Source organism: Streptomyces sp. NPDC090032 (assembly GCF_044748025.1).
Taxonomy (GTDB): Bacteria; Actinomycetota; Actinomycetes; order Streptomycetales; family Streptomycetaceae; genus Streptomyces.
The window spans coordinates 88,920-108,892 of sequence record NZ_JBIVFF010000015.1; the positions used below are offsets into that span (position 1 = coordinate 88,920).

The window sequence follows — 19,973 nt, forward strand, 5'->3', positions numbered from 1 at the left end:
CCGCCGCGGGGAGAGGCGGGTGCGCGCGGCGGCCGGGGCCGCCGGGGCCTTCCCGGCAACAGGTGTGTGCGAGGAGGTCACTTGGACGCGGCCTCCGCGGGCATCGGGCCGATCCACTTCTCGTACAGCTTCTTGTACGTGCCGTCCTGCTTGGCCTTCTTGATGGCCTTGTCGATGGCGGCGAGGAGTTTGGGGTTGCCCCCCTTGCGCACGGCGAAGCCGTACTTCTCACCCGTCTGAACGGTGCCCGTGACGGTGAACTTCGCTGCGTTGGCGGGGTCCTTGAGCCAGTTCTGGACCACCGGGTAGTCCTGGATCACGACGTCCACCTGGCCGGTGCGCAGGCCGTTCAGCTCGGCGTCCGAGCTTTCGAACGACTTGGAGTCGATGCCGCCGGCATGCGCGGTGTCCTCGCCGGTGGTGGCCGACTGCGATCCCAGCTTGATCTTGCCGCTCTTGATCGCTTCGAGTGACTTCGCCTTCACGCCCTTACGGGCCAACAAGGCCTGGTTGGCGTCGAAGTAGGGGACCGAGAAGTCGAGGTGCTGCTTGCGCTCCGGGGTGATCGTCATGCCCGCGGCGGCCAGATCGCAGACCCCCGCGTTGAGGTCCGCGCCCGTCTTGATCGTCTCGAACGACTTGTCCACGATCTGCTGCTTCAGGCCGAGGTCGTCGGCGACCAGGTCGATGAGGGCGACGTCGAAGCCGACGATCTTCTTGCCCTTCTCCGACTGGAACGGCGCATACGGGAGATGCGTGCAGGTCGTCAACTGGCCTGATTTCACCAGCTTTACGCCGCCGGCCGTCGTGGTGGCCTGTTCGCTGCTGCAGGCAGTGGCAGACAGAGCGAGCGCGGCGGCGAGCACGAGCGGGGAAGAACGGCGGACGAGTCTTCCGCTGAGGCTCACTGGACTCCTCTTGGGTATCGGGAACACAACTTCCGTTGTACGGGGAGAAGTTGAACTGGTGTGGGACGGGCACCTGCGGGTGCCCGCGCAGCCATGACCACGGGCCACGGGGGACAGGCCCGAACGGAGCGCCGACTGCGGTGGGCACACCCTGCATCAGCGCGAACACGAAAGTCCAGGCCTGTCACCAGCCACTCTGGAAGCCTTCACATTTTCGATCTTGGGTGACGCGGACCGGGTGCGACTCTCTCGTCGGCCGGGGGCCGCAGGGATGACGTGCACATGTCTTGACGGGTGGTCTCGACCACAAGCACCGTTACGGGAAGGCCGTTCTTCGTCCTGGGGGGAGTACGTGAACAGCAGACTGTTCCGCGTGGGCGCGGTGTTGTCCGTCCTCGCCGTGCTGCTCCTGACCCTGACACCGAACGCACCGTCCGTGGCCGCCGCCCCCGCGAGGGGAGCCGAGGTCGTCGCGGTCACGCAGGTCGCCGACCGGCAGGTGGATCTGTCCGTACGCTCCCCGGCTCTCGGCGGCCGGACCATCAATGTCCGGCTGCTCACGCCCGACGGCTGGAACCCGGACGACCGCCGCCGGCACTGGCCGACCCTCTGGCTGCTGCACGGATGCTGCGGCGACTACACGTCGTGGACGAGCCGGACCGACGTCGCACGCGTCGACAGCCTTCGCGATGTACTCGTGGTCATGCCGGAGGCCGGCTGGAACGGCTGGTACAGCGACTGGTGGAACGACGGGCAGGGCGGCGACCCCGCCTGGGAGACGTTCCACACCCAGGAGTTGCGCCGGCTCCTCGAACACGACTGGGGGGCAGGCCCGCGTCGCGTGGTCGCCGGACTGTCCATGGGAGGGCAGGGCGCGCTGATGTACGCGGCCCGCCACCCGGGCATGTTCAAGGCGACGGCGGCGTACTCCGGATCCGTGCACCCGTTGCTGAACGACGAGTCGGTGGACCGCATCATGGGATTCTTCGCGGGCCAGGGCGGCGACCCGCGCCGGGTGTGGGGCGACCCCGTGGCGCAGCGGGACATCTGGGCGGCCCATGACCCGTACTACCTGGCCGAGCGCCTCAAGGCGATCCCCGTGTACCTGTCGTGCGGTGACGGCACCGCCGGTCCCCTCGACCCGCCGGGCGCCACGAACGCCCTCGAAGCCGACTTCGACCGGCAGAACCACGCCCTGGCAGCCGCGCTCGACAAGGTGGGCGCCCGGCACGTGACCACCAACTTCTACGGGCCGGGGACCCACAGCTGGCCGTACTGGGAGCGAGAGCTGCACGCCTCGCTGCCGATGCTGCTGGGGGCGTTGCGGGTCCCGCGCTGAAGCGATGCGCGAGCCGGTCCCTGGGCGGAGGCGGACGTGAGCGGGTTCCGAACCGTGTCATCATTCAATGACATCGACTGATGACAAGAACGGTGACTCTCCCTTGCAGCCCTCCATACCGGCGTCCGCGCGTACCTCCGTCGCATCGGTACCGACACCGGCACTTCGTCACCCACGGGCCCTCGTGCCCGTCCTCGTCTCGCTCGGGATGCTCGTCGCCGTGGTCAGCAGCCTCGGCGCTCCGCTCATCCCTACGATCGCGGCCGAGGACCACGTCGCCGTCTCCACCGCCCAGTGGGCGCTGACGCTGACGATGCTGGTCGGAGCCATCGCCACACCGGTCATGGGACGCCTCGGCGACGGCCCGCACCGCAAGAACGTGATCCTCACCGGCCTGGCCGTGGTCCTGGTGGGTAGTCTCCTGGCGGCCCTGCCCCTCGGCCTCACCTGCCTCCTCGCGGGGCGGGCGCTGCAGGGCGTCGGCATGGGCCTCGTCCCGCTCGCCATCGCCACCGCCCGTGACGCACTCCCTCCCGAGCGGGCACGGTCGGCGGTGGCGACCCTCTCCCTGACCACCGCCGCGGGCATCGGCCTCGGCTATCCGATCACCGGCCTGTTCGCCCAGTACCTCGGCATGTACGCCGGATTCTGGTTCGCGGCCGCCACGGCCGCCGCCGCGTTCGCCGCCGCCGTGATCGTCGTGCCCGCGGCGCCGAGCCGCCCCAGCACTCCGATGGACTTTCCCGGGGCGCTGCTGCTCGCCGGCGGAATGGCGGCCCTGCTGGTGACGCTGGCCGAGGGGGAGCGCTGGGGCTGGGGATCCGCGCGGCTCCTCGCGCTCGCCGTCGCGGCCGTCGTCCTGCTCGCCGGGTGGGTGCTGCACTCGATGCATTCCACGCATCCGCTGGTGCGCGTACGGCTCATCAAGGACCGTGGCGTCCTCGTCGCGAACCTGACCACCATGGTCGGCGGTGTCGGCACCTACCTGCTGATCGCCCTGGTCACCCGCTACGTCCAGACGCCCGAGTCCGCGGGGTACGGCTTCGGCTCGTCGATCGTCGTCACCGGCCTGCTGCTCGTGCCGTTCTCCGCGGCCAGCCTCGTCACCGGCCGCCTCGTGCGGATGCTGGGCACGGCGGCGACGCCTGCCCGCATGCTGCCGCTGGGCTGCCTGCTCTCCCTCGCGGGCCTGGTCTGCTTCCTGCTCGCCCGCTCCAGCCTCTGGGGCATCGGCACGATGATGGCGCTCGCCGGACTCGGAGTGGGCGTCACCTTCGCGGTCACGCCCGGCCTGATCGTCGGCGGGGTGCCCGCACAGGAGACGGGCAGCGCGATGAGTTTCAATCAGGTCATGAAGTACATCGGGTACTCGACCGGCAGCGCGCTGAGCGCGGTCATCCTGCAGGCCGCCACCGACCCCGGCGCCGCACTGCCGGCCAACGACGGATACCGCAACGCGGGCCTCGCCGGCTGCGCCGCCTTCGTGATCACCGGCGTTCTCGCCGTGGTACTCACCCGGACGGGCACGCGGCTGCGGCCGTCCGTGGTCGCCGCGGGGCACATTGCACCGGTCGCCACGGCTGACCGGACGCGCCCCGAGCCCAGCCGCCCGTGAACGGGGAGACCGCCGGCCCGCGCCGGAACTCCGCCCGTACCCGCGAGGCGCTGCTGCAGGCGGCGACCGAACTCTTCTCCGAGCGCGGCTACGACCGCACCACCATCCGTGAGATCGGCGAGCGGGCCGGGGTCGACCCTGCCCTGATCGCACGCTACTTCGGCAGCAAGCCCCTGCTGTACGTGGAGGTGCTGCGCGCCGAACACGGCGACAGCGCCCCGGACGACCTGCTCACCGAACCCCGCCTGCGCGACGTCGCCGAGCGGGCGGAGCGGCGCGGCCCGGTCCCGCTGCTGAGGGTCGCCGTCCAGCCGCTGAGCGACGGGGCCGCCCAGGACGCCACCCGCGCGGCCCTGCACGCCCGGCTCGTCGATCCGCTGCGCGCACGCTTCGCCCGGGAGGGCCGGGACCGGCCGGGGCTGCGGGCCGACGTCATGGTGGCGGCGGTCGCCGGGGTACTGCTCGCCCGCCACTCCGGGGCGTTCGAGGACCTCGCCGACGCGGAGGTGGACGAGGTCGTCGACGTGCTGTTGGAGACACTCGGTGGCGAGGGTCCCGCCGGCGATCGGTGAACGCCGGCAGGACCACTGCTCACGCGTCCGCGAGCCACTCCAGGGCGGCTACGACAAGTGCTTCGACGCCCGTGCTCAAGGTGGGCTCGACGAGTGGGGCGAAGTGAGGGGAGTGGTTGGCCGGCAGCTCGTCCAGCCGGTCTTCCTTGAGTGCGGTGAGGACGGTTTCGGTGTCCAGGCCGCCCCAGAACCAGAACACGGTCGGCACGTCGAGCACCTCACCGAAGACTCCCACGTCCTCGCTCGCGTTCACCTGCGGCATCGGCATGATCCGCTGCTGCCCGAAGTGCTCCGCGAACGCGGCGACCGTCGCCTGCGTCGCCGCCGGGTCGCTCACCAGGGCCGGTGCGGCGCCGGTCCAGGCGAACTCCGGCGGCTGCTCCGCGCCGCTCGCCTGTGACTCCGCGGTGGCGATGCGCTCGATGGCGTTGCGGACCTTGTCGCGGATCGCCGGGGTGAACGTACGGACGTTGACCCCCAACTCGGCCTTGTCGGGGATGATGTTGTCCTTTGTGCCGGCTTGCAGGCGGCCCACCGTCACCACGGCGGTCTCCGCCGGAGGCACCTCCCGGGCGACGATGCCCTGCAGCCGCGTGACCACGTTCGCCGCCATGAGGACCGGGTCGATCGACGCCTCGGGCCGGGAGCCGTGGCCGCCGCGGCCGTGCAGGGTGATGTCGAGGGAGTCGGCAGCAGCCATCACCGGCCCCGTGCCGTAGCCGATGACCCCCGCGGGCAAGGGCCCGACGTGCTGGCCCAGCACGATCTCGGGTTTGGGGAACCGCTCGAACAGTCCGTCATCGATCATCCCGCGGGCGCCGACCGCGAGTTCCTCAGCCGGCTGGAACACCACGAGCAGTGTGCCGCGCCACCGGTCACGCGACTGCGCGAGCAGCATGGCGGCACCGGTCAGGCAGGCGGCGTGCATGTCGTGACCGCAGGCGTGCATCACCGGTACGTCACGGCCCTCGTGGTCCACGCCACGCGCCTGACTGGCGTAGGGCAGCCCGGTCTTCTCCTCCACCGGCAGCGCGTCGAAGTCCGCGCGGAGCATCACCACCGGCCCGTCGCCGTTGCGCAGTACGCCGACCACGCCGGTGCCACCGATGCCCTCGGCGACCTCGTCGAAGCCGGCCTCGCGCAAGCGCCCCGCCAGCAGACCGGCGGTGCGCGTCTCCTGGAGCGAAAGCTCCGGATTCCGATGCAGATCCTGGTAGAAGGTGGCGAGTTCATCGCGGATCTCCGGCAGTTGCGCGGTCACCGTCTGCGGCATGGCTACCTGACCTTTCCGAGTACCTGTGTGCGTACCGTACGTCCGCACACAGACGAGTCGCATGGGCACCGGAGGAACGCGCCCGTGCTGCCAGGACACCGATCACGAAGCGCGGCACGATCACAGCACCACTACCGACCTGCCGGGTCCACCCAGATCGGGGACGACCACGCCATCTCCCCGTCGACCTGGATCGCCCGCAGGTAGTACCACGTGGGAGCCGTGACGGTGTCGGTCCACCGCAGCCGCCGCTCAGTGCCGCCGATACTGGTGAGGCCCCCGACGCCGGGCTGGATCCGGAAGCGGCCCGGGCAGCTCACGGGCATGTCGACCACCTGGCCGACCAGTTCGCCGAGTGGGACGGTGAGGTCGCCATGGGCGGTGGTCACGGTGACGCGGGCCTGCGCCGGTCCGACCAGGGTGAGTTCGATTCCGCCGCGCTGGGCTCCGTAGGGCTCCCCGAACGTCCGCGTGCTCGCGCTCCATCCGACGTCCGCGGACGTGGCACGGGTGATCTCCGGGCTCCAGTACGGAGTCCGGACCACCTCGCCGTCCTCGATGTGCAGAGCGCCGTCCCAGGCCACGGTGGCGTGGCCGAGGCCCCACTCCAGTCGCAGCGGAACCGTCAGCCATCCCTCGGGCACCTGCTGCTCGGGCACGACGGTGTGTACGGCCTGCCCCTCCTTGAGGATGTCGATGCGGGCGATGTCGGTGTAGCCGCGGACGTACGCCTCGATCTCCACGGGTCCGCTCGCGGTGAGCTCCGATCCCATGAAGGCGTCCCCGATACGGAAGTCGACCACGAGGTCCCGGGTCGAGGCGCCGAAGACCCTGCGCTGGTCGAGCGCGCCGTAGACGGACGCACGGTCCAGGTTCTCCGCGTACGCGCCCACATAACTGGCGCCATGCCCGTGGTCGGAGGAGGCGATCAGGCCGAACCGGTACCCACGGTTCAGCCCGTCGGTGACGAAGGTGCCCGGCAGCGTTCCGTCGGAGTACTGGCGGAAGCAGCCGTCGCCCTCGTAGTTGCCGCGGCAGGCCTGGAACACCTCGGACAGCCGCAGGTACTTGGGGTCGTAGTAGTCCCAGTCGAACGGCACCATGGCCGACCCGGGGTGGTGGGGGATGGTGATCGCCGGGAAGTCGGGGTGCTGGTCGAGCAGTTCCCACAGTTTGGCCGGGGTGGAGGTGGGCTGGGCGTAGGAGGAGTAGATGGGTGCGCCGCGCTCCACGTCGCCGAAGACGACGTTCTGGTGGCCGCTCATCCCGGTCCACTCGAAGCCGTACAGCGGGACGAACCGGCCGTCGATGCGGAACAGGTCGGCGAGCTTCTGGATGCTCCACCACTGGTAGTCGCTGCTGTTCTCCGAGTGGTCGGTGACCGCCCAGAAGTCGTACTCGCACACGTCCCACGAGTAGCGGTAGAAGTCCTCAAGGGACGGCTCGTCCCCGGAGGTGCAACGGCTGACCAGGGAGTGCCGGTGCAGGTCGCCCCAGTACAGCTGGTACTCGCGGTCCCCGACCGTGGTGCGGTACCGGTCGCGCTCGGCGCTCACCCACGTCCTGGCCTCGTACCGCCGATCGCTGTGCACCACCTCGTGCGCGATGCCGGCCGCCGCCGTACCCGCCGGCACCTGGATCTGCGCCTGGCCCACCTTGCCGACGCCGTGCACGCTGTGCCAGATCACCTCGCCCTGGTGCTCCAGCAGGAAGGGGCACTCGCGGCCTCCGAAGCCCTCGGTCCACTCGAGCCCGCGCGCCAGTCGGCCGTCGGTCTGCCAGGTGATGGTGACCGTGTCGCCCACCGCGGCCAGCGCCGGCTCTTCGAGCGTGCCGTCGCTCCCGGCGTACGTGGTCGGCGCGGACCACCCCTCCGGGCCGAGGGTCTGGGTGGCGACCTCCCAGTAGTACGTCATCAGGGGGAGCCGCCGGTGGAACCGGTAGGCGACCACGAGCGCCCCGGAGGCCGTCGTCGTGAGGCGCGGCAGCGCGCTCGGTGTGGTGTCCAGGCAGGGGGCCAGCTCGCCGGTGGCGTCCCGGACCGCGTCGTCGTCCACGCGGACGACGCGGAACGACGCCTCGATGTCGGGCAGCAGCTCCGGCGGCACGTAATCGCCGGGCTCCCGCATCCCCGAGGGGCCGGCGATGCCGCCCAGCGTCTCCGCGGCGCGCAGCCTCGTCGGGCCCGAACTCCCGTGCCCGTGCACGGTGATGACGTCGAACGCACACCAGACGCCCCCGTCGCGGGTCACCGCCACGCTCGGGTGCAGCGCGTAGTCACTCCCGGAGCTGACAGCCCGCAGCGGCGAGAGGGCCCCGTCGGCCGACCTGGTGCGCAGGACCACGCGGTAGGCGCCCTGGTGGTACTCGCTCCAGGCATACACCGTGCGCCCGCCGGTGGCAGCCACGGACGGGTCCCACACATTCGCCGCCGACGTGTCGCTCACCAACTGAGCGGGCTGCCAACGGCTTTCCGCCCACCGCCGCGTGTAGACACCGAACCGGCCCTCGTCGCGGCCCTGCCAGCACACCTCGACCGAGCCGTCCGGATGCGCGACGATCTCCTGGTTGAACGACGGATGGCTGGTGGTGCTCACCAACTCGGGTGTGCTCCACGCACCGTCTTCATGACGGGACGCCCACACACCCACCTTCCCGCCCTCCGCGCGGGCGTAGCACACCCAGGCCCGGCCGGATGCGTCGAACACCGCGGTGGGGCGGAAGCAGTCACCAGGGTTGCCCGACAGTGTGACGGACTCGCCCACCTCCCGCCCGGCCGGCTGCAGAGCGGCGACGACACACTCGCCGACGTCCTTGCGCCACTCGATCCAGGTGTGGACCAGGTCTCCGTCGGCGGAGGCGGCGACCGACGGGCGGGCCGCCGACGTGGAGCCGGGCACGAGGCTGCCACGCCGGCGCTGGTGCCCGGGCAGTTTCCCCGCGCCGGCCAGTGCCTGGTCCGCGGTGTCGAGGAACTCCCGCAGCCGCCCGCCGCCCTCGTCCACCCACATGTAGCGCAGCGGGTCCGGGTCGAGGAGTTTCTCGACCTCGGTGATGTCCAGGCCGTCGTCAATTGCCTTGGCGAATCGGCGGTTGAAGGCGAGTACGAGTTCCAGGTCGGCCCGCTGCTGATCGGTGTATTCGCCACTGTGGTGGTCGATGCCACAGGAAAGAGCGTGACCGTGAGAATGGTCGTTCCCGTGAGAACGGCCGTGCCCGTGCGAATGTCCCATACTTTTCTCCTCGCCAATAGAGCAGGCAATGCGGCGGAGCAACTCGGACGTAGGTGCTGCCGAATTGGTATGAGCCACCCTCGCAGTCGCCTTCCGACCCGGTCAATCGAGGGACCGGAGGCAGCCGAGACGCGTTATGAATGGGGTTGGTAGAAACTATTTGTTCACTGAGCGGTTTCGATTCGCGGAAGCTGCCCGAGGGCTATGTCGACGAAGGCCTGGGCGGCCGGGGACAGTGGGCCCGACCGCCACACCACGTGCCCACGACGTAGCAACCGCGGCCGGGTGGACAGCATCCGGGCTCCGCGCAGCGCGGCGTCCGAGGCCATCGACGCGGGCAGCAGCGAAGCCCCGACGCCCGCCAGCACCAGCGGCGCGATCATCGCGCGGTGCGCCGTCTCCACCACGATCCGTGGCGTGCTTCCGGCGTCCGCGCACACGTCCTCCAGGATGTCGCGGGTGGCGGTACCCCGAGGTGTGACGACGAGATCCATCCCGGCCAGCTCGCCCAGCGTCACCGTGTCCGTGTCCGCCTGCGGATCTGGATGTGGACGCGGATGGTCCGGGGGCAGGATGACGTACATCTCCTGCTCCGGCAGTTCCTGCCGGGACAGGTCCGACAGGGCCACCGCCTCGTCCACCAGCCCCAGTTCGCACTGGCCGCTTTCGACCATGCGCACGACGTCGCGACTGTGTTCCGGGTCCACCACGTGCACACCCACCTTCGGGTGCGCCCGGTGGAAGCGCCCCAGCATGAGGGCCAACGGGTCGACGGCCAGCGTCGTCTGCGAGACGATGTCGAGCCTGCCGCCACTGAGCCCGAGAACCTCGCGGACCAGCGACCTCGCGGTGGACAGATCACGCAGGACCTGGCGCGCGGGACCGAGAAGCGCCTCACCGGCCGAGGTGAGGGCGGCGCCCTGCGGCAGCCGATGAAACAGGCTCCCGCCCAGTTCCCGTTCGAGGGCCCGAATTGCGTGGGAGAGCGACGGCTGGGCCACATGCATGGCGCGCGCGGCTGTGGTGAAACCGCCGTGTTCGACGACGGCCATGAAGTACTCCAACTGGCGCCGTTCCATATGTCCCTTGGGTGCCTAGGTCCGGCAGTTGCTGATGGCGCAAGTTGTTTCGTCTTGCGGGACAATATGGAATCGCCGAAGGACGACTGTCAAGGTCCGCAGTGCCTGCGGACCTATGTGCCGTTGCCTGACCGGCCTCGGATTCGGGTCAGGATGGTCCGCAACTCCCCCTCCGGGAGCTTCAGTTGGCGGTCCGCCGTGAGCAGGCCGTTGATCTCCTGCTCGGTGTCGGTGAACTGGGTGAAGCAGAACCCGGCGAGCCCCGAGTCCACCGCGGCCTCCACCAACCCGGCCAGGCGCTCTGCGAAGTCCTCCTTCGTGCTCACCGTGTCGTAGCCGAACCATGCCGCACCCTCGGCCGGTTCGAAGGTGGCCCCGCCGAACTCACTCAGTACGACGGGCTGCCCCTGGTGGCGTACGCCGTCCAGGACGAGCCGCTTGGCACCGGGCCACTGCTCGGCGAACTCGCCCTGCCGCAACGCGTGGTGCCCGTACCGTTCACGCAGTACCTGCGCGTCCTGGGTGTAGTCGTGCACACCCCAGATGTCGGCGGCGGAGATCTCCCAGCCGTCGTTGGAGACGGCCGGGCGTGACGGGTCGAGGGCCTTGGTCAGGTGGTAGAGGCTGTCCATGAAGTGTCGCTGTGCGGGGACGAGCGCCGGGTTCGGCACGGACCAGGACTCGTTGACCGGAACCCATGCGACGATCGACGGGTGGCTGAGGTCGCGCGAGATCGCCTCGGTCCATTCGCCGACCACCCGCTCGACGGTCCGCGTGCCGAACGTGTACGCCGACGGCATCTCCTCCCAGAGCATCAGCCCCAGCCGGTCGGCCCAGTAGAGGAAGCGGGGGTCCTCGATCTTCTGGTGGATGCGCAGCCCGTTGAGGCCGATGGACTTGGCCAGTTCGGCGTCGCGGCGCAACGCGTCGGAAGGCGCCGCCAGGTGGGATGCGGGCCAGTAGGCCTGCTGGAGCGCGAATCGCAGGAAGTACGGCTTGTGGTTGAGCAGGAAGACGCCGTCGTCCCAGCCGATGTCGCGCAGACCGAGGTAGGACGTGACGCGGTCGACGGGGGTCTCGTCGGCAGCGTCGCCCAGCGTCACGGCCGCATCGACGAGATGCGGCCGCTCGGGACTCCAGAGCAGGTCGTCCAGGTCCTGGGCGTGTCGCAGGGCCGGCACCGCGACGTCGAACTCCGTCTCCTGGCCGTCGGTCAGCAGGCGCTGATCGGCGAGCACGCGATCGCCCCGCGTGAGGCGGACCGCGACGGTCAGCGGACGTTGCGGCCACCGGTTGAGCCGGATCCGGCAGCGGACGCGGGCGTGGGCGACGTCCGGAGTCCAGTGCAGGACGGTGATGTGTTCGTCCGGCACGTCCTCCAGCCACACCGGCTGCCAGATCCCCGAGGTGCGGTGGTACCAGATGACGTGCGGATCCCGTCGCCAGTCCTGCTTGCCGCGAGGCTGCATGGCGTCGAGCGGCTGGTCCTCGGCCCGGACGACGACGGTCTGCTCCCCGTCCCGGTGGATCGCGTCGGTGAGGTCGCAGGAGAAGCCGGTGTGGCCGCCTTCGTGATGCCCTACCAGGTGACCGTTCACCCAGACCTCGGCCCGGTGGTCGACGGCGCCGAAGTGCAGCAGCAGGCGCCGGCCCTTCGCCGGACGGGTGACCTCGATCGTGCGCCGGTACCAGAGCACCGGATGGAAGGAGGTGTCGCCGATGCCCGACGCCTCGGACTCGGGTGGGTAGGGCACGGTGATGGTGGAGGTGAAGGGTTCGGTGGTGTCCGGGTCCATCCAGCGGCCGGAGCGGCCGTGGTCCGCGTCGTCGTAGGAAAACTGCCACGGACCGCTCAGGTCCGCCCATTCGGGGTGGCGGACGAGCTGCGGCCTCGGGTGACCGGCAGCCTCAAGATGGGGATACGGCATACGAGAACTCCGGTGGTGTCGTGCGGGAGTACAAGGGAAGGCGGGTGCTGCCGTGTTCAGTCCTGATCCGGGCCGGACCGGAGCTCCACGACCGTGGCGGCGAACGCCAACGGACCGGGCAGCAGCGGCGCCAGCAGGGGAATCGACCAGGCGAGGACCACGCTCAGGAGCGCGGCGCCGGCGAGCAGGAGGGAGCCGCGCGGGTCGACTGCCGAGCGGAGGAGCCCCTCGCGTGCGGAGAGCCGATGCGGAGCCTCCAGCGCTGTGGCGCGCAGCCCCACGACCGTGGCCCCCAGGGTGAGCAGCGCCAGCGCCGGCGACATGACGGCCGCGCCGGGCAGCGCACTTCGCAGCAGGGCGGCGTCGATCAGGACGACCAGCGCGAGCAGCGGCGGAACGCACCCGGCGGCCAGCCCCTGCGCCGTCATGAGCGCCCGCAGGTGACCGACGTACGCACCGGTCCTGACCTGGAGGCCGTGGTCCGCGCTCTGCCGGAGGGTGGCCGACGCGGCGGCGAACGCGGCCGGTGCGGTGACGACCGGAAGACAGGCCGCGGTGGTGAGAAGGCCGACCAGGAGCACGTCGGCGAAGAGGGAGAAGCCCGGCCCGAAGACCTCGCCGGGCTCCCGCCGATCGCGGCTGTCCCGGCGGGACGCGGTGGACGTGTGGGTCATGGCGTCTCAGCCCTTCAGCCCGGAGGTGGCCATGCCCTGCACGAGATAGCGCTGGAAGACGAAGAAGAACAGCACGATCGGCAGGACCGAGATCACCGACATGGCGAACATCGGCCCGTACGCGGAGGTGCTGGACTGGTCGACGAAGCTGCGCAGGGCGAGCGTGATGGTGAACTTCTCCGGCGCGAACAGGTAGATCATCTGCGTGAAGAAGTCGTTCCACGTCCAGATGAACGTGAAGATGGCGGTGGTGATCAGCGCGGGACGGGTCATTGGGAGCGTGATCGACCAGTACGTGCGGAAGGCGCCGCAGCCGTCGATGCGGGCGGACTCCTCCAGCTCACGCGGCAGGCCGCGCATGAACTGGACGATGAGGAAGACGAAGAAGGCCTCGGTGGCGAGGAACTTGGGCAGGACGAGCGGCCAGTAGGTGTCCACCATGCCGAGCCGGTTGAAGATGATGTACTGCGGGATCAGGACGACGTGGTGCGGCAGCATCAGCGTCGCCACCATGAAGGCGAACATCACCTTGCTCATACGGAAGCGCAGCCGGGCGAAGGCGTAGGCGGCCAGCGAGCAGGACAGGACGTTGCCGACGACGGCGCCCACCGCGATCAGCAGGGTGTTGCCGAGCAGCCGAGTCACGGTGATGCCCGAGACGCCGTCCAGCGCGGTCGTGTAGTTCGACCACTCCAGGTGGCTGGGCCACAGATCGAGGCTGGTCACCACCTCGTCGGCCGGCTTGAGCGACGTGGCGAGGAGCCAGGCCAGCGGATACAGCAGTACGAGCAGGAAGACGGCAGCGACCGTGTGCGGCAGCCACCGCTTCATGGCGGTGTTCATCGTCCCTCCTCGTCCGCGTAGAAGACCCAGGACCGGGACGTCCGGAACAGGACCAGGGTGACCGCGGCGATGGCGATCAGCAGCATCCAGGCCATCGCCGCCGCGTAGCCCATGTGCGAGGCGGTGAAGCCGCGTTCGTACAGATAGAGCGTGTAGAACATGGTGGAGTCGGCGGGGGCGCCCTTGCCGCCGCTGATGACGAAGGCCGGTGTGAAGACCTGGAAGGAGTTGATGATCTCCAGCACCAGGTTGAAGAAGATGACCGGGGACAGCATCGGCACGGTGATGGAGAGGAACTGACGCCGGCGGCCCGCGCCGTCGAGCGCCGCGGCCTCGTAGAGATCGGGCGGGATCTGCTGCAGGCCGGCCAGGAAGATCACCATGGGTGCCCCGAACTGCCACACCGTCAGCAGGACGACCACGTACACCGCGAGGTGGGGATTGCCCACCCAGCCGCCCACGTGGATGCCGACCGCGTCGAGGAGCCCGGAGACCGTGCCGCCGTCGTTGAACAGCGCCTTCCACACCAAGGCGATGGACATGCTCGCCCCGAGCAGGGACGGCGCGTAGAAGGCGGAGCGGTAGAAGGCCCGGCCGCGGTTGAGATTCCTCAGCAGCATCGCCACACCGAGGGCGAGAGCCAGTTTCAGCGGGACGGCCACGACGACGTACAGCATCGTGGTGCCGACCGACCGCCAGTAGCGGGGGTCTTCGGTGAGCATCTCGGTGTAGTTGCGCAGGCCCACCCAGTGCGGCGGGTCGAACAGGTTGTAGTCCGTGAAGGACAGGTACAGGGACACAGCCATCGGCACGAGGGTCAGGACGACCGCGCCGATCAGCCACGGAGACAGGAACACGTAGGCAGGCCACTGCCGTTCACGTACCTGGCGGCGCCGCCGGGGTGGTGGTACCCGGTCCTTGCCCAGGGCGGGGCGCGAGGGCGCCCTGGTCGACACAGTGCTCATGACCTCAGCTCCCGGTTGGCCTCGCCGATGAGTTCGCGTGCCGCCTGGCGCGGTGTGGCCAGGCCGTACATCACGCGCTGGTATTCGCGGGTGAACGCGGTCTGGATCGCGACATCGCCCCGTGGCGGGGCGGTCGGCGGAGCGTCCAGGCCGTACTTCTCCATGGTCTGCGCGTACTCGTAGATCTCGCGCTCGGCGCCCTCGAGCGTCTTGGCGACGCGGGCGGCGATCCTGCGGTTGGGCGGTGTGGACCGGGAGAAGGCGAGGATGTCGCCGACCCGTTCGTCATTGAGGAGGAAGTCGACCAACTGGGCTGCCTCCTTGGGGTGTTCGCTGTCCGCGCTGATGCCGATGAGCATGCTCGGCTTGAAGTACGAGCCCTGGTGTCCGTCGGTCGTGGGGACCGGTGCGAAGTGGACGGAATCGCCGAGCAGGGCCGGGTAGCTGGGAAACGGCGCGTCCCAGGTGAAGTCGGCGGCGGCCAGGTGACGGCCCATCGGGCTCGTCTCGGTGCTGTTGGCCTGTGCCGTGTCCCTGGCCTGAGCGATGATGCCGTCCTTGCGCAGCCGGTCGCAGAACGTCCAGAACGCGGTGAGGTCGTCCTCGGTGAACCCGAGTTCGGTCTGGCTCGCGTAGAGACTTCCGCCGCGGCTGCGCAGCCAGGTCTCGAACACGTCCTCGTTGGTCCCGCCGTCGTTGGCGCCCGCGAAGGGACGGCCATCCGGAGACTTCAGCCCCAGAGCGACGATCTTCCTGTTGGCCCTTTCCCAGTCCTGCCAGGTCCAACTGGGCCTAGGCGTAGGGATGTCGGCCTTCCGGTAGACGGCGGAGTCATAGGCGTAGCCGGTGATGCCGCGGCCCATGGGAAGGGCGTACTGCCCGCCCTTGTACGTCCCGGTGCGCAGGAAGTCCTTGCTCATCTCGGACGTGCGGATCGTGCCGTCCTTGACCACGTCGTCCAGTGACATCAGCGCGTCCCCGCCCGCGTACTGGGTCACCTGCCGGTAGTCGAGCTGGACCACGTCCGGCATGCCACCGCCGGCGGCCTGCGTGGCCAGCTTCTGCAGGTACGCGCCGAAGTCCCCGTTCGACGTGCGGACGGTGACACCGGGGTGTTCCTTCTCGAAGAGCCGCACCGCCTGTTCGGTGCGCGCGGCACGATCGTCGTTGCCCCACCAGGAGAACATGAGGGTGACGCCGCCGGACGTACTGCCACTCGCGGTGGAGCAGGCGGAGAGCGTGGAGGTCAGCGCGGTACCGAGGCCGGCGGCGGCCGCGGTGAGGACGGCCCGGCGGGGGAGTGGGCGCCGGCCGCTTCGGGGCTCGGGCATGGGGGCCTTCCAGGGAAAGGTACGAGGGTGGAGGGGGAGAAGCAGGGGCAGGGGCCCGGGTGGGTGAGCGGTCCCGCGGACGGATGTCAGATGCCGGGGTAGATGTCCAGGCGGCCGCACATGCCGAAGCGTCCCCGGGCGGTCGGCCCGGTCGCGCTCACCCCGGCCCGGGCCAGGTGTCCGGCGTCGTTCGCGCGCAGCGAGGCGAGTTGGGATCCGGTCGCCGCCGCGGCGGCGTGGGCGCCGTCCTGCCAGCGCCGCTCCCAGGCGTCGAGGCGCGGGAGGACCAACTCGGCGGCGGCCCGCTGGAACGCCGCCAGCGGTTCCGGATCGCCACCCTCGGTGGCTTCGCGCAGTTCCAGGAACCGGCGGGTCGCCAGATCGCGGCGGGCGCGGGCGACCTCCACCTGCTCGGCCTCGGGGACGTCGGTGGGAATCCGGATCGCGGTGGCGTACGTCTCGGCGTCGCCGAGGAGGCGCTGGGGGAGGGTGAGCACCGCGTCGCCCGCCTCCGGCAGGCCGCTGTTCTGCATCACGACGGTGATCTGCAGTCCGCCGTCATTGGTGAGGCGATGGATCGTGCCGGGCGTGAACCAGGCCACGGTGCCCGCCTCCAGGGGCGTCTCCTGGTAGCCGGATGTGGTCAGCGTCTGGACCGTGCCCCGGCCGGCCGTCACCACGTATCCCTCGCTGCACGTGAGGTGAAGATGCGGGGTGCCGCCGCCGGGCCGGCCGTCGACGGTGGGCCAGTCGTAGACGGTCAGCCGGGAGACTCCCACCGCCGCCGGGAAGCCGTCGTACGTGGCGCTCACCACGCGTGGTCCCGCAGGTGTGCGGCGACCTGCTCGCGGTCCCAGACGCCGTCGGCGATCGTCACGCGGTAGCTACGGGTGAGTGTGTCGCCGGGGGCGAGGACGAGTTCCTCGTGGAAGGCCCAGGACGGCGCGACCGCGGCGAACGGGTCACTGCGTACGAACCAGTGCGCGGGGTGCGTTCCCTTGTCTCCCGCGTGGTCGTTGGCGGCGGCGTGCTCGAAGACGAGTGTCGCGTGACCGTCGCGGGCGTCGTGCTCGCCGATGTACGCCAGCCAGGTGGCCTGGCTGCCCATCAGGTCGCCGCCGTCCGCTTCGGCGGTGAAGACCTGTCCGTCGCGGAAGGCCCGGGGGCCGCGCCAGAACAGCCCGGTGTATCCGGCCGCGGGCCGGCCGTGGGTGGTGGGGCTGCCGAAGCGCAGTGGCTCGTCGCGCCGGTTGGTGACGGCCGAGGTCCACGTCAGCGACCAGCTGCCGGAGTCCGCGTCCACGTCGCGCACCTCGATGCGGCGTTCCTCGTCCGCCCACAGCTCCTTGTCGTGCGGGTGCCAGGTCAGGCGCTCGGCGATGACGGCGCGGCCGTCCGCTGCGGAGACCTCCTCGAAGGCCACGTGCGCCATCGAACCGACCTTCTCCGGCAGGGCGAGGTATCCGTCTCCGTGCACGTAGGTGTTGCCGCCCCACAGGTTCTGGCCCGACAGGTGCGAGGCCGTCAGCTGGAGTCCCTTGTGCCACCGGTGGTCGTTGGGGCGGTAGTCGGTGACGACCGCGCCGGACAGCGTGCGGACGGGGTGCAGGTACGGCTTGGGGGCCTCCCACGCGGCTTCGGGCCGGTAGACGTAGGCGATCAGCTCGGTGCCGGTGGCGGCGTGGGCGACGGTGATGCGGTCTCCGTGGGTGTGGGTCAGCGCGAGTGTCATGCGGATTCCCTTTCCTGGTGGGGGCCGGCAGGCGCCCAGCCCGGGGCGTCGCCGTGCAGGGCGGTGTAGAAGGGGTCGCCGGGGCCGATGTCACCGGCGCGGACGGGAGCGTCGGTGAACGCGGACTTGTACAGAGCGGTGATGAACTCCAGCGTCCGGCGGCCGCCGGCGCCGCTGGTCGCGTGGCGTCGTCCGGCCTTGATGTCGGCGACGAGCGACCGCAGTTGGGCGAGGTGCGAACTGGGCTCGTCCGCGCCGAAGTCGTGCCAGGCGGCCACGGTCTCCTCGGGGACACCGGGGGCCGGCGTGACGCGCCAGTCGGCGTTGCGGTAGCCGTACAGGTGCGTCAGCTCGATCGTCGCGAGCTCGCAGTCGATGCGTATGCGACTGACCTCGTCGGGGCTGAGGACGCTGTTGACGACCGTGCCGACGGCGCCGTCGGCGAACCGGATCTGGGCGGTCGACACGTCCTCGGTCTCCACGTCGTGCACGAGGCGGGCCGCCATGCCGCGCACCTCCGCCCACGGACCCATCAGATCCAACAGCAGGTCCGTCTGATGGATGCCGTGCCCCATGGCCGGGCCGCCGCCCTCGGTCGCCCAACGGCCGCGCCACGGCACGGCGTAGTAGGCGGTGTCCCGGTACCAGGTGGTCTGGCAGTGCGCCACCAGTGGCCGGCCGAACGCGCCCTCGCGCAGCAGGCGGCGCACGTGCCGGGCGCCGGAGCCGAAGCGGTGCTGGAAGACGATCGACGCGTACGGGTCCCCGTCACCCCCCTTCTCCGACGCCTCGACGGCGTCGTAGTCGGCCAGCGAAGGGCACGGCGGCTTCTCGCACCAGACCCAGGCACCGGCTCGCAGCGCCGCGACGGACTGCTCGCGGTGCACGGCCGGCGGGGTGCACAACACCACGAGATCCGGGCGTACTTCGGCGAGCATCGCGTCGAGATCCGTGGACGCGTACGGGATCTGGAACGCGTCGGCGAACGCGCGCACCGCGGTGTCGTCCACGTCGACCACGGCCACGACCTCCGTCTCCCCTTCCTCGGCCAGCGTCCGCAGGGCCGGCAGATGGCTGGACCGTGCGATACCGCCGGCTCCGACGACGGCCGCGCGCAGCGGACGGTGGGGACGCTCTGGAGACATGGGGAACCTCTCGAAAGACGGACGGCAAGCGCTTGCCGTGAGGTAGTTCCAACGTTGTAACCGTCGCGTATCCGCAGGGTCAACCCCCTCGTCGGAAAGAGTTGCAGGCGGCCGGAACACCGGTGATACGTGCTCACAGGTGCATAATCTGGGGGAACTTCGAGTACGGGGGGCCGACCTATGGCAGCAGTGACACTCAAAGACGTGGCGGAGCGGGCCGGAGTGTCGATCAAGACCGTGTCCAACGTTGTACGTGGCGCACCCAAGGTGTCAGAGGCCACCAGGACGCGGGTGATGGGCGCCGTGGCGGAACTCGGCTACCGGCCCAATCCGTCGGCGCGAAGACTGAGAACCGGGCGCAGCGGTCTGATCGCGCTGGCCGTCCCGGACCTCGCGACGCCCTACTTCGCGGAACTCGCGCACCATGTGAGGACAGAGGCCGCGGCGCTGGGCTTCACCGTCCTGATCGAGGAGACGCTGGGGGACGCCAGGGAAGAGCTGCGTCTGGCGACCGGTGTCGGGGCGTCGCTGCTGGACGGCGTGATCCTTTCGCCGCTGCATGTCTCGCCCGGTGAACTCGCGCCTGTGGCCGACGAGTTCCCTCTGGTGCTGCTCGGCGAGCGCAGCTACGCGGCTGACCGTGTCGTCGCCGACCACGTCCTGGTGGACAACGTCGCCGCGGCTCGCGAGGTCACCGCGCACCTCGCCGGTCTCGGACGCACCCGGATCGCCGCCGTCGGGGTCGACCGACCGGCGTCCGCGACCAGCCGACAGCGCCTCGAAGGATTCCAACTCGCCCTGCACGAAGCCGGGTTGACGTACGACCCGAGGCTTTCGCCACAGGTGACGGAGTTCGACCGTCGCAACGGACTGCTGGCGATGAGCACCCTGCTCGCGCTGCCGGCGGATGTACGGCCCGACGCGGTGTTCTGCTTCAGCGACCTGCTGGCCGTCGGAGCCCAACGAGCCGTGTTCGAAGCCGGCCTGCACGTCCCCGGGGACATCGCCATGGCGAGCATCGACGGCTCTGAGGAAGCGCTGTACAGCACGCCCTCTCTCACCTCGGTGATTCCCGACAAGGCCGCGATCGCCTCCCTGGCCGTGAAGTGTCTGGTCACCCGCATCCGCGCGGACGAGGCCCCACCGTTCGAGGTCCACATGGCCCCCTACTGGCTGGAGGTGCGGGAGTCCACGAGCGGAGAGCGGCAGCAGCTGCTTACCGCCTGAAGGCGGCCCTCGCCCGCGGCCCGCACGTGCGGACCGCAGGCGAGGCGTAGTGGCCCCGAACAGAGCCGAACTTCACGAACAGCCCTGAGCCTCGGTCATGGGTGTCGCT

The 19,973-nt window shown here is 70.1% G+C and carries 16 protein-coding genes; 4 read left to right on the plus strand and 12 right to left on the minus strand.

From position 1 onward, the window contains the following. Positions 1-77: 77 nt before the first annotated feature. Positions 78-908, minus strand: a complete 831-nt coding sequence (locus ACIPWY_RS32475) for an ABC transporter substrate-binding protein (protein ID WP_393702192.1) — start codon at positions 906-908, stop codon at positions 78-80. Positions 909-1,260: 352 nt separating this feature from the next. Between ACIPWY_RS32475 and ACIPWY_RS32480 the strand changes: the two genes are divergently transcribed. The 3 genes from ACIPWY_RS32480 (at position 1,261) to ACIPWY_RS32490 (ending at position 4,434) form a co-directional block, all read left to right on the plus strand. Further along, a complete protein-coding gene (locus ACIPWY_RS32480; RefSeq protein WP_393702189.1) occupies positions 1,261-2,247 on the plus strand; it encodes an alpha/beta hydrolase in 987 nt (328 codons plus the stop codon). A gap of 184 nt (positions 2,248-2,431) precedes the next feature. Continuing rightward, positions 2,432-3,862: an MFS transporter gene (locus ACIPWY_RS32485; protein WP_393702187.1), complete on the plus strand. Its 1,431-nt coding sequence runs from the start codon at positions 2,432-2,434 to the stop codon at positions 3,860-3,862. Then, positions 3,859-4,434 carry a TetR family transcriptional regulator gene (locus tag ACIPWY_RS32490; RefSeq protein WP_362907102.1) on the plus strand — a complete coding sequence of 192 codons (576 nt, stop codon included), beginning with the start codon at positions 3,859-3,861 and terminating at the stop codon, positions 4,432-4,434. The genes ACIPWY_RS32485 and ACIPWY_RS32490 overlap by 4 nt, the downstream gene beginning before the upstream one ends. Before the next feature lie 19 nt (positions 4,435-4,453). On the opposite strand, the gene ACIPWY_RS32495 is transcribed toward ACIPWY_RS32490, so the two are convergent. The 11 genes from ACIPWY_RS32495 to ACIPWY_RS32545 all read right to left on the minus strand — a co-directional run bounded on the left by ACIPWY_RS32495 (position 4,454) and on the right by ACIPWY_RS32545 (position 18,637). Next, positions 4,454-5,707: an amidohydrolase gene (locus tag ACIPWY_RS32495; RefSeq protein WP_393702184.1), complete on the minus strand. Its 1,254-nt coding sequence runs from the start codon at positions 5,705-5,707 to the stop codon at positions 4,454-4,456. Positions 5,708-5,838: 131 nt separating this feature from the next. Continuing rightward, on the minus strand, positions 5,839-8,940 hold the full coding sequence (locus ACIPWY_RS32500) for a DUF3604 domain-containing protein (RefSeq protein ID WP_393702182.1): 3,102 nt from the start codon (positions 8,938-8,940) through the stop codon (positions 5,839-5,841). 164 nt (positions 8,941-9,104) lie between these two features. After that, positions 9,105-10,019, minus strand: coding sequence for a LysR family transcriptional regulator (locus ACIPWY_RS32505; RefSeq protein ID WP_393702180.1), 915 nt, complete (start codon positions 10,017-10,019; stop codon positions 9,105-9,107). Positions 10,020-10,132: 113 nt separating this feature from the next. Beyond that, complete coding sequence (locus ACIPWY_RS32510) at positions 10,133-11,947, minus strand: sugar-binding domain-containing protein (protein WP_393702178.1); 1,815 nt, start codon at positions 11,945-11,947, stop codon at positions 10,133-10,135. A 56-nt stretch (positions 11,948-12,003) separates the two neighbouring features. Further along, positions 12,004-12,621, minus strand: coding sequence for a hypothetical protein (locus ACIPWY_RS32515; protein WP_362907111.1), 618 nt, complete (start codon positions 12,619-12,621; stop codon positions 12,004-12,006). 6 nt (positions 12,622-12,627) lie between these two features. Continuing rightward, a complete protein-coding gene (locus tag ACIPWY_RS32520; RefSeq protein WP_393702176.1) occupies positions 12,628-13,464 on the minus strand; it encodes a carbohydrate ABC transporter permease in 837 nt (278 codons plus the stop codon). Further along, on the minus strand, positions 13,461-14,429 hold the full coding sequence (locus ACIPWY_RS32525; RefSeq protein ID WP_362907115.1) for a sugar ABC transporter permease: 969 nt from the start codon (positions 14,427-14,429) through the stop codon (positions 13,461-13,463). The genes ACIPWY_RS32520 and ACIPWY_RS32525 overlap by 4 nt, the downstream gene beginning before the upstream one ends. Next, positions 14,426-15,760 carry an ABC transporter substrate-binding protein gene (locus ACIPWY_RS32530; RefSeq protein ID WP_362907117.1) on the minus strand — a complete coding sequence of 445 codons (1,335 nt, stop codon included), beginning with the start codon at positions 15,758-15,760 and terminating at the stop codon, positions 14,426-14,428. Before ACIPWY_RS32530 ends, ACIPWY_RS32525 begins: the two co-directional genes overlap by 4 nt. 86 nt (positions 15,761-15,846) lie before the next feature. Beyond that, positions 15,847-16,572: a cupin domain-containing protein gene (locus ACIPWY_RS32535; protein ID WP_393702173.1), complete on the minus strand. Its 726-nt coding sequence runs from the start codon at positions 16,570-16,572 to the stop codon at positions 15,847-15,849. Then, positions 16,569-17,492, minus strand: coding sequence for a PmoA family protein (locus ACIPWY_RS32540; RefSeq protein ID WP_393702171.1), 924 nt, complete (start codon positions 17,490-17,492; stop codon positions 16,569-16,571). Before ACIPWY_RS32540 ends, ACIPWY_RS32535 begins: the two co-directional genes overlap by 4 nt. Then, positions 17,489-18,637: a Gfo/Idh/MocA family oxidoreductase gene (locus ACIPWY_RS32545; protein ID WP_362907123.1), complete on the minus strand. Its 1,149-nt coding sequence runs from the start codon at positions 18,635-18,637 to the stop codon at positions 17,489-17,491. The genes ACIPWY_RS32540 and ACIPWY_RS32545 overlap by 4 nt, the downstream gene beginning before the upstream one ends. Positions 18,638-18,817: 180 nt before the next feature. Between ACIPWY_RS32545 and ACIPWY_RS32550 the strand changes: the two genes are divergently transcribed. Then, the gene (locus ACIPWY_RS32550; protein WP_393702169.1) at positions 18,818-19,864 is read left to right on the plus strand and encodes a LacI family DNA-binding transcriptional regulator; all 1,047 of its coding nucleotides are present in this window, start codon (positions 18,818-18,820) and stop codon (positions 19,862-19,864) included. Positions 19,865-19,973: the final 109 nt, after the last annotated feature.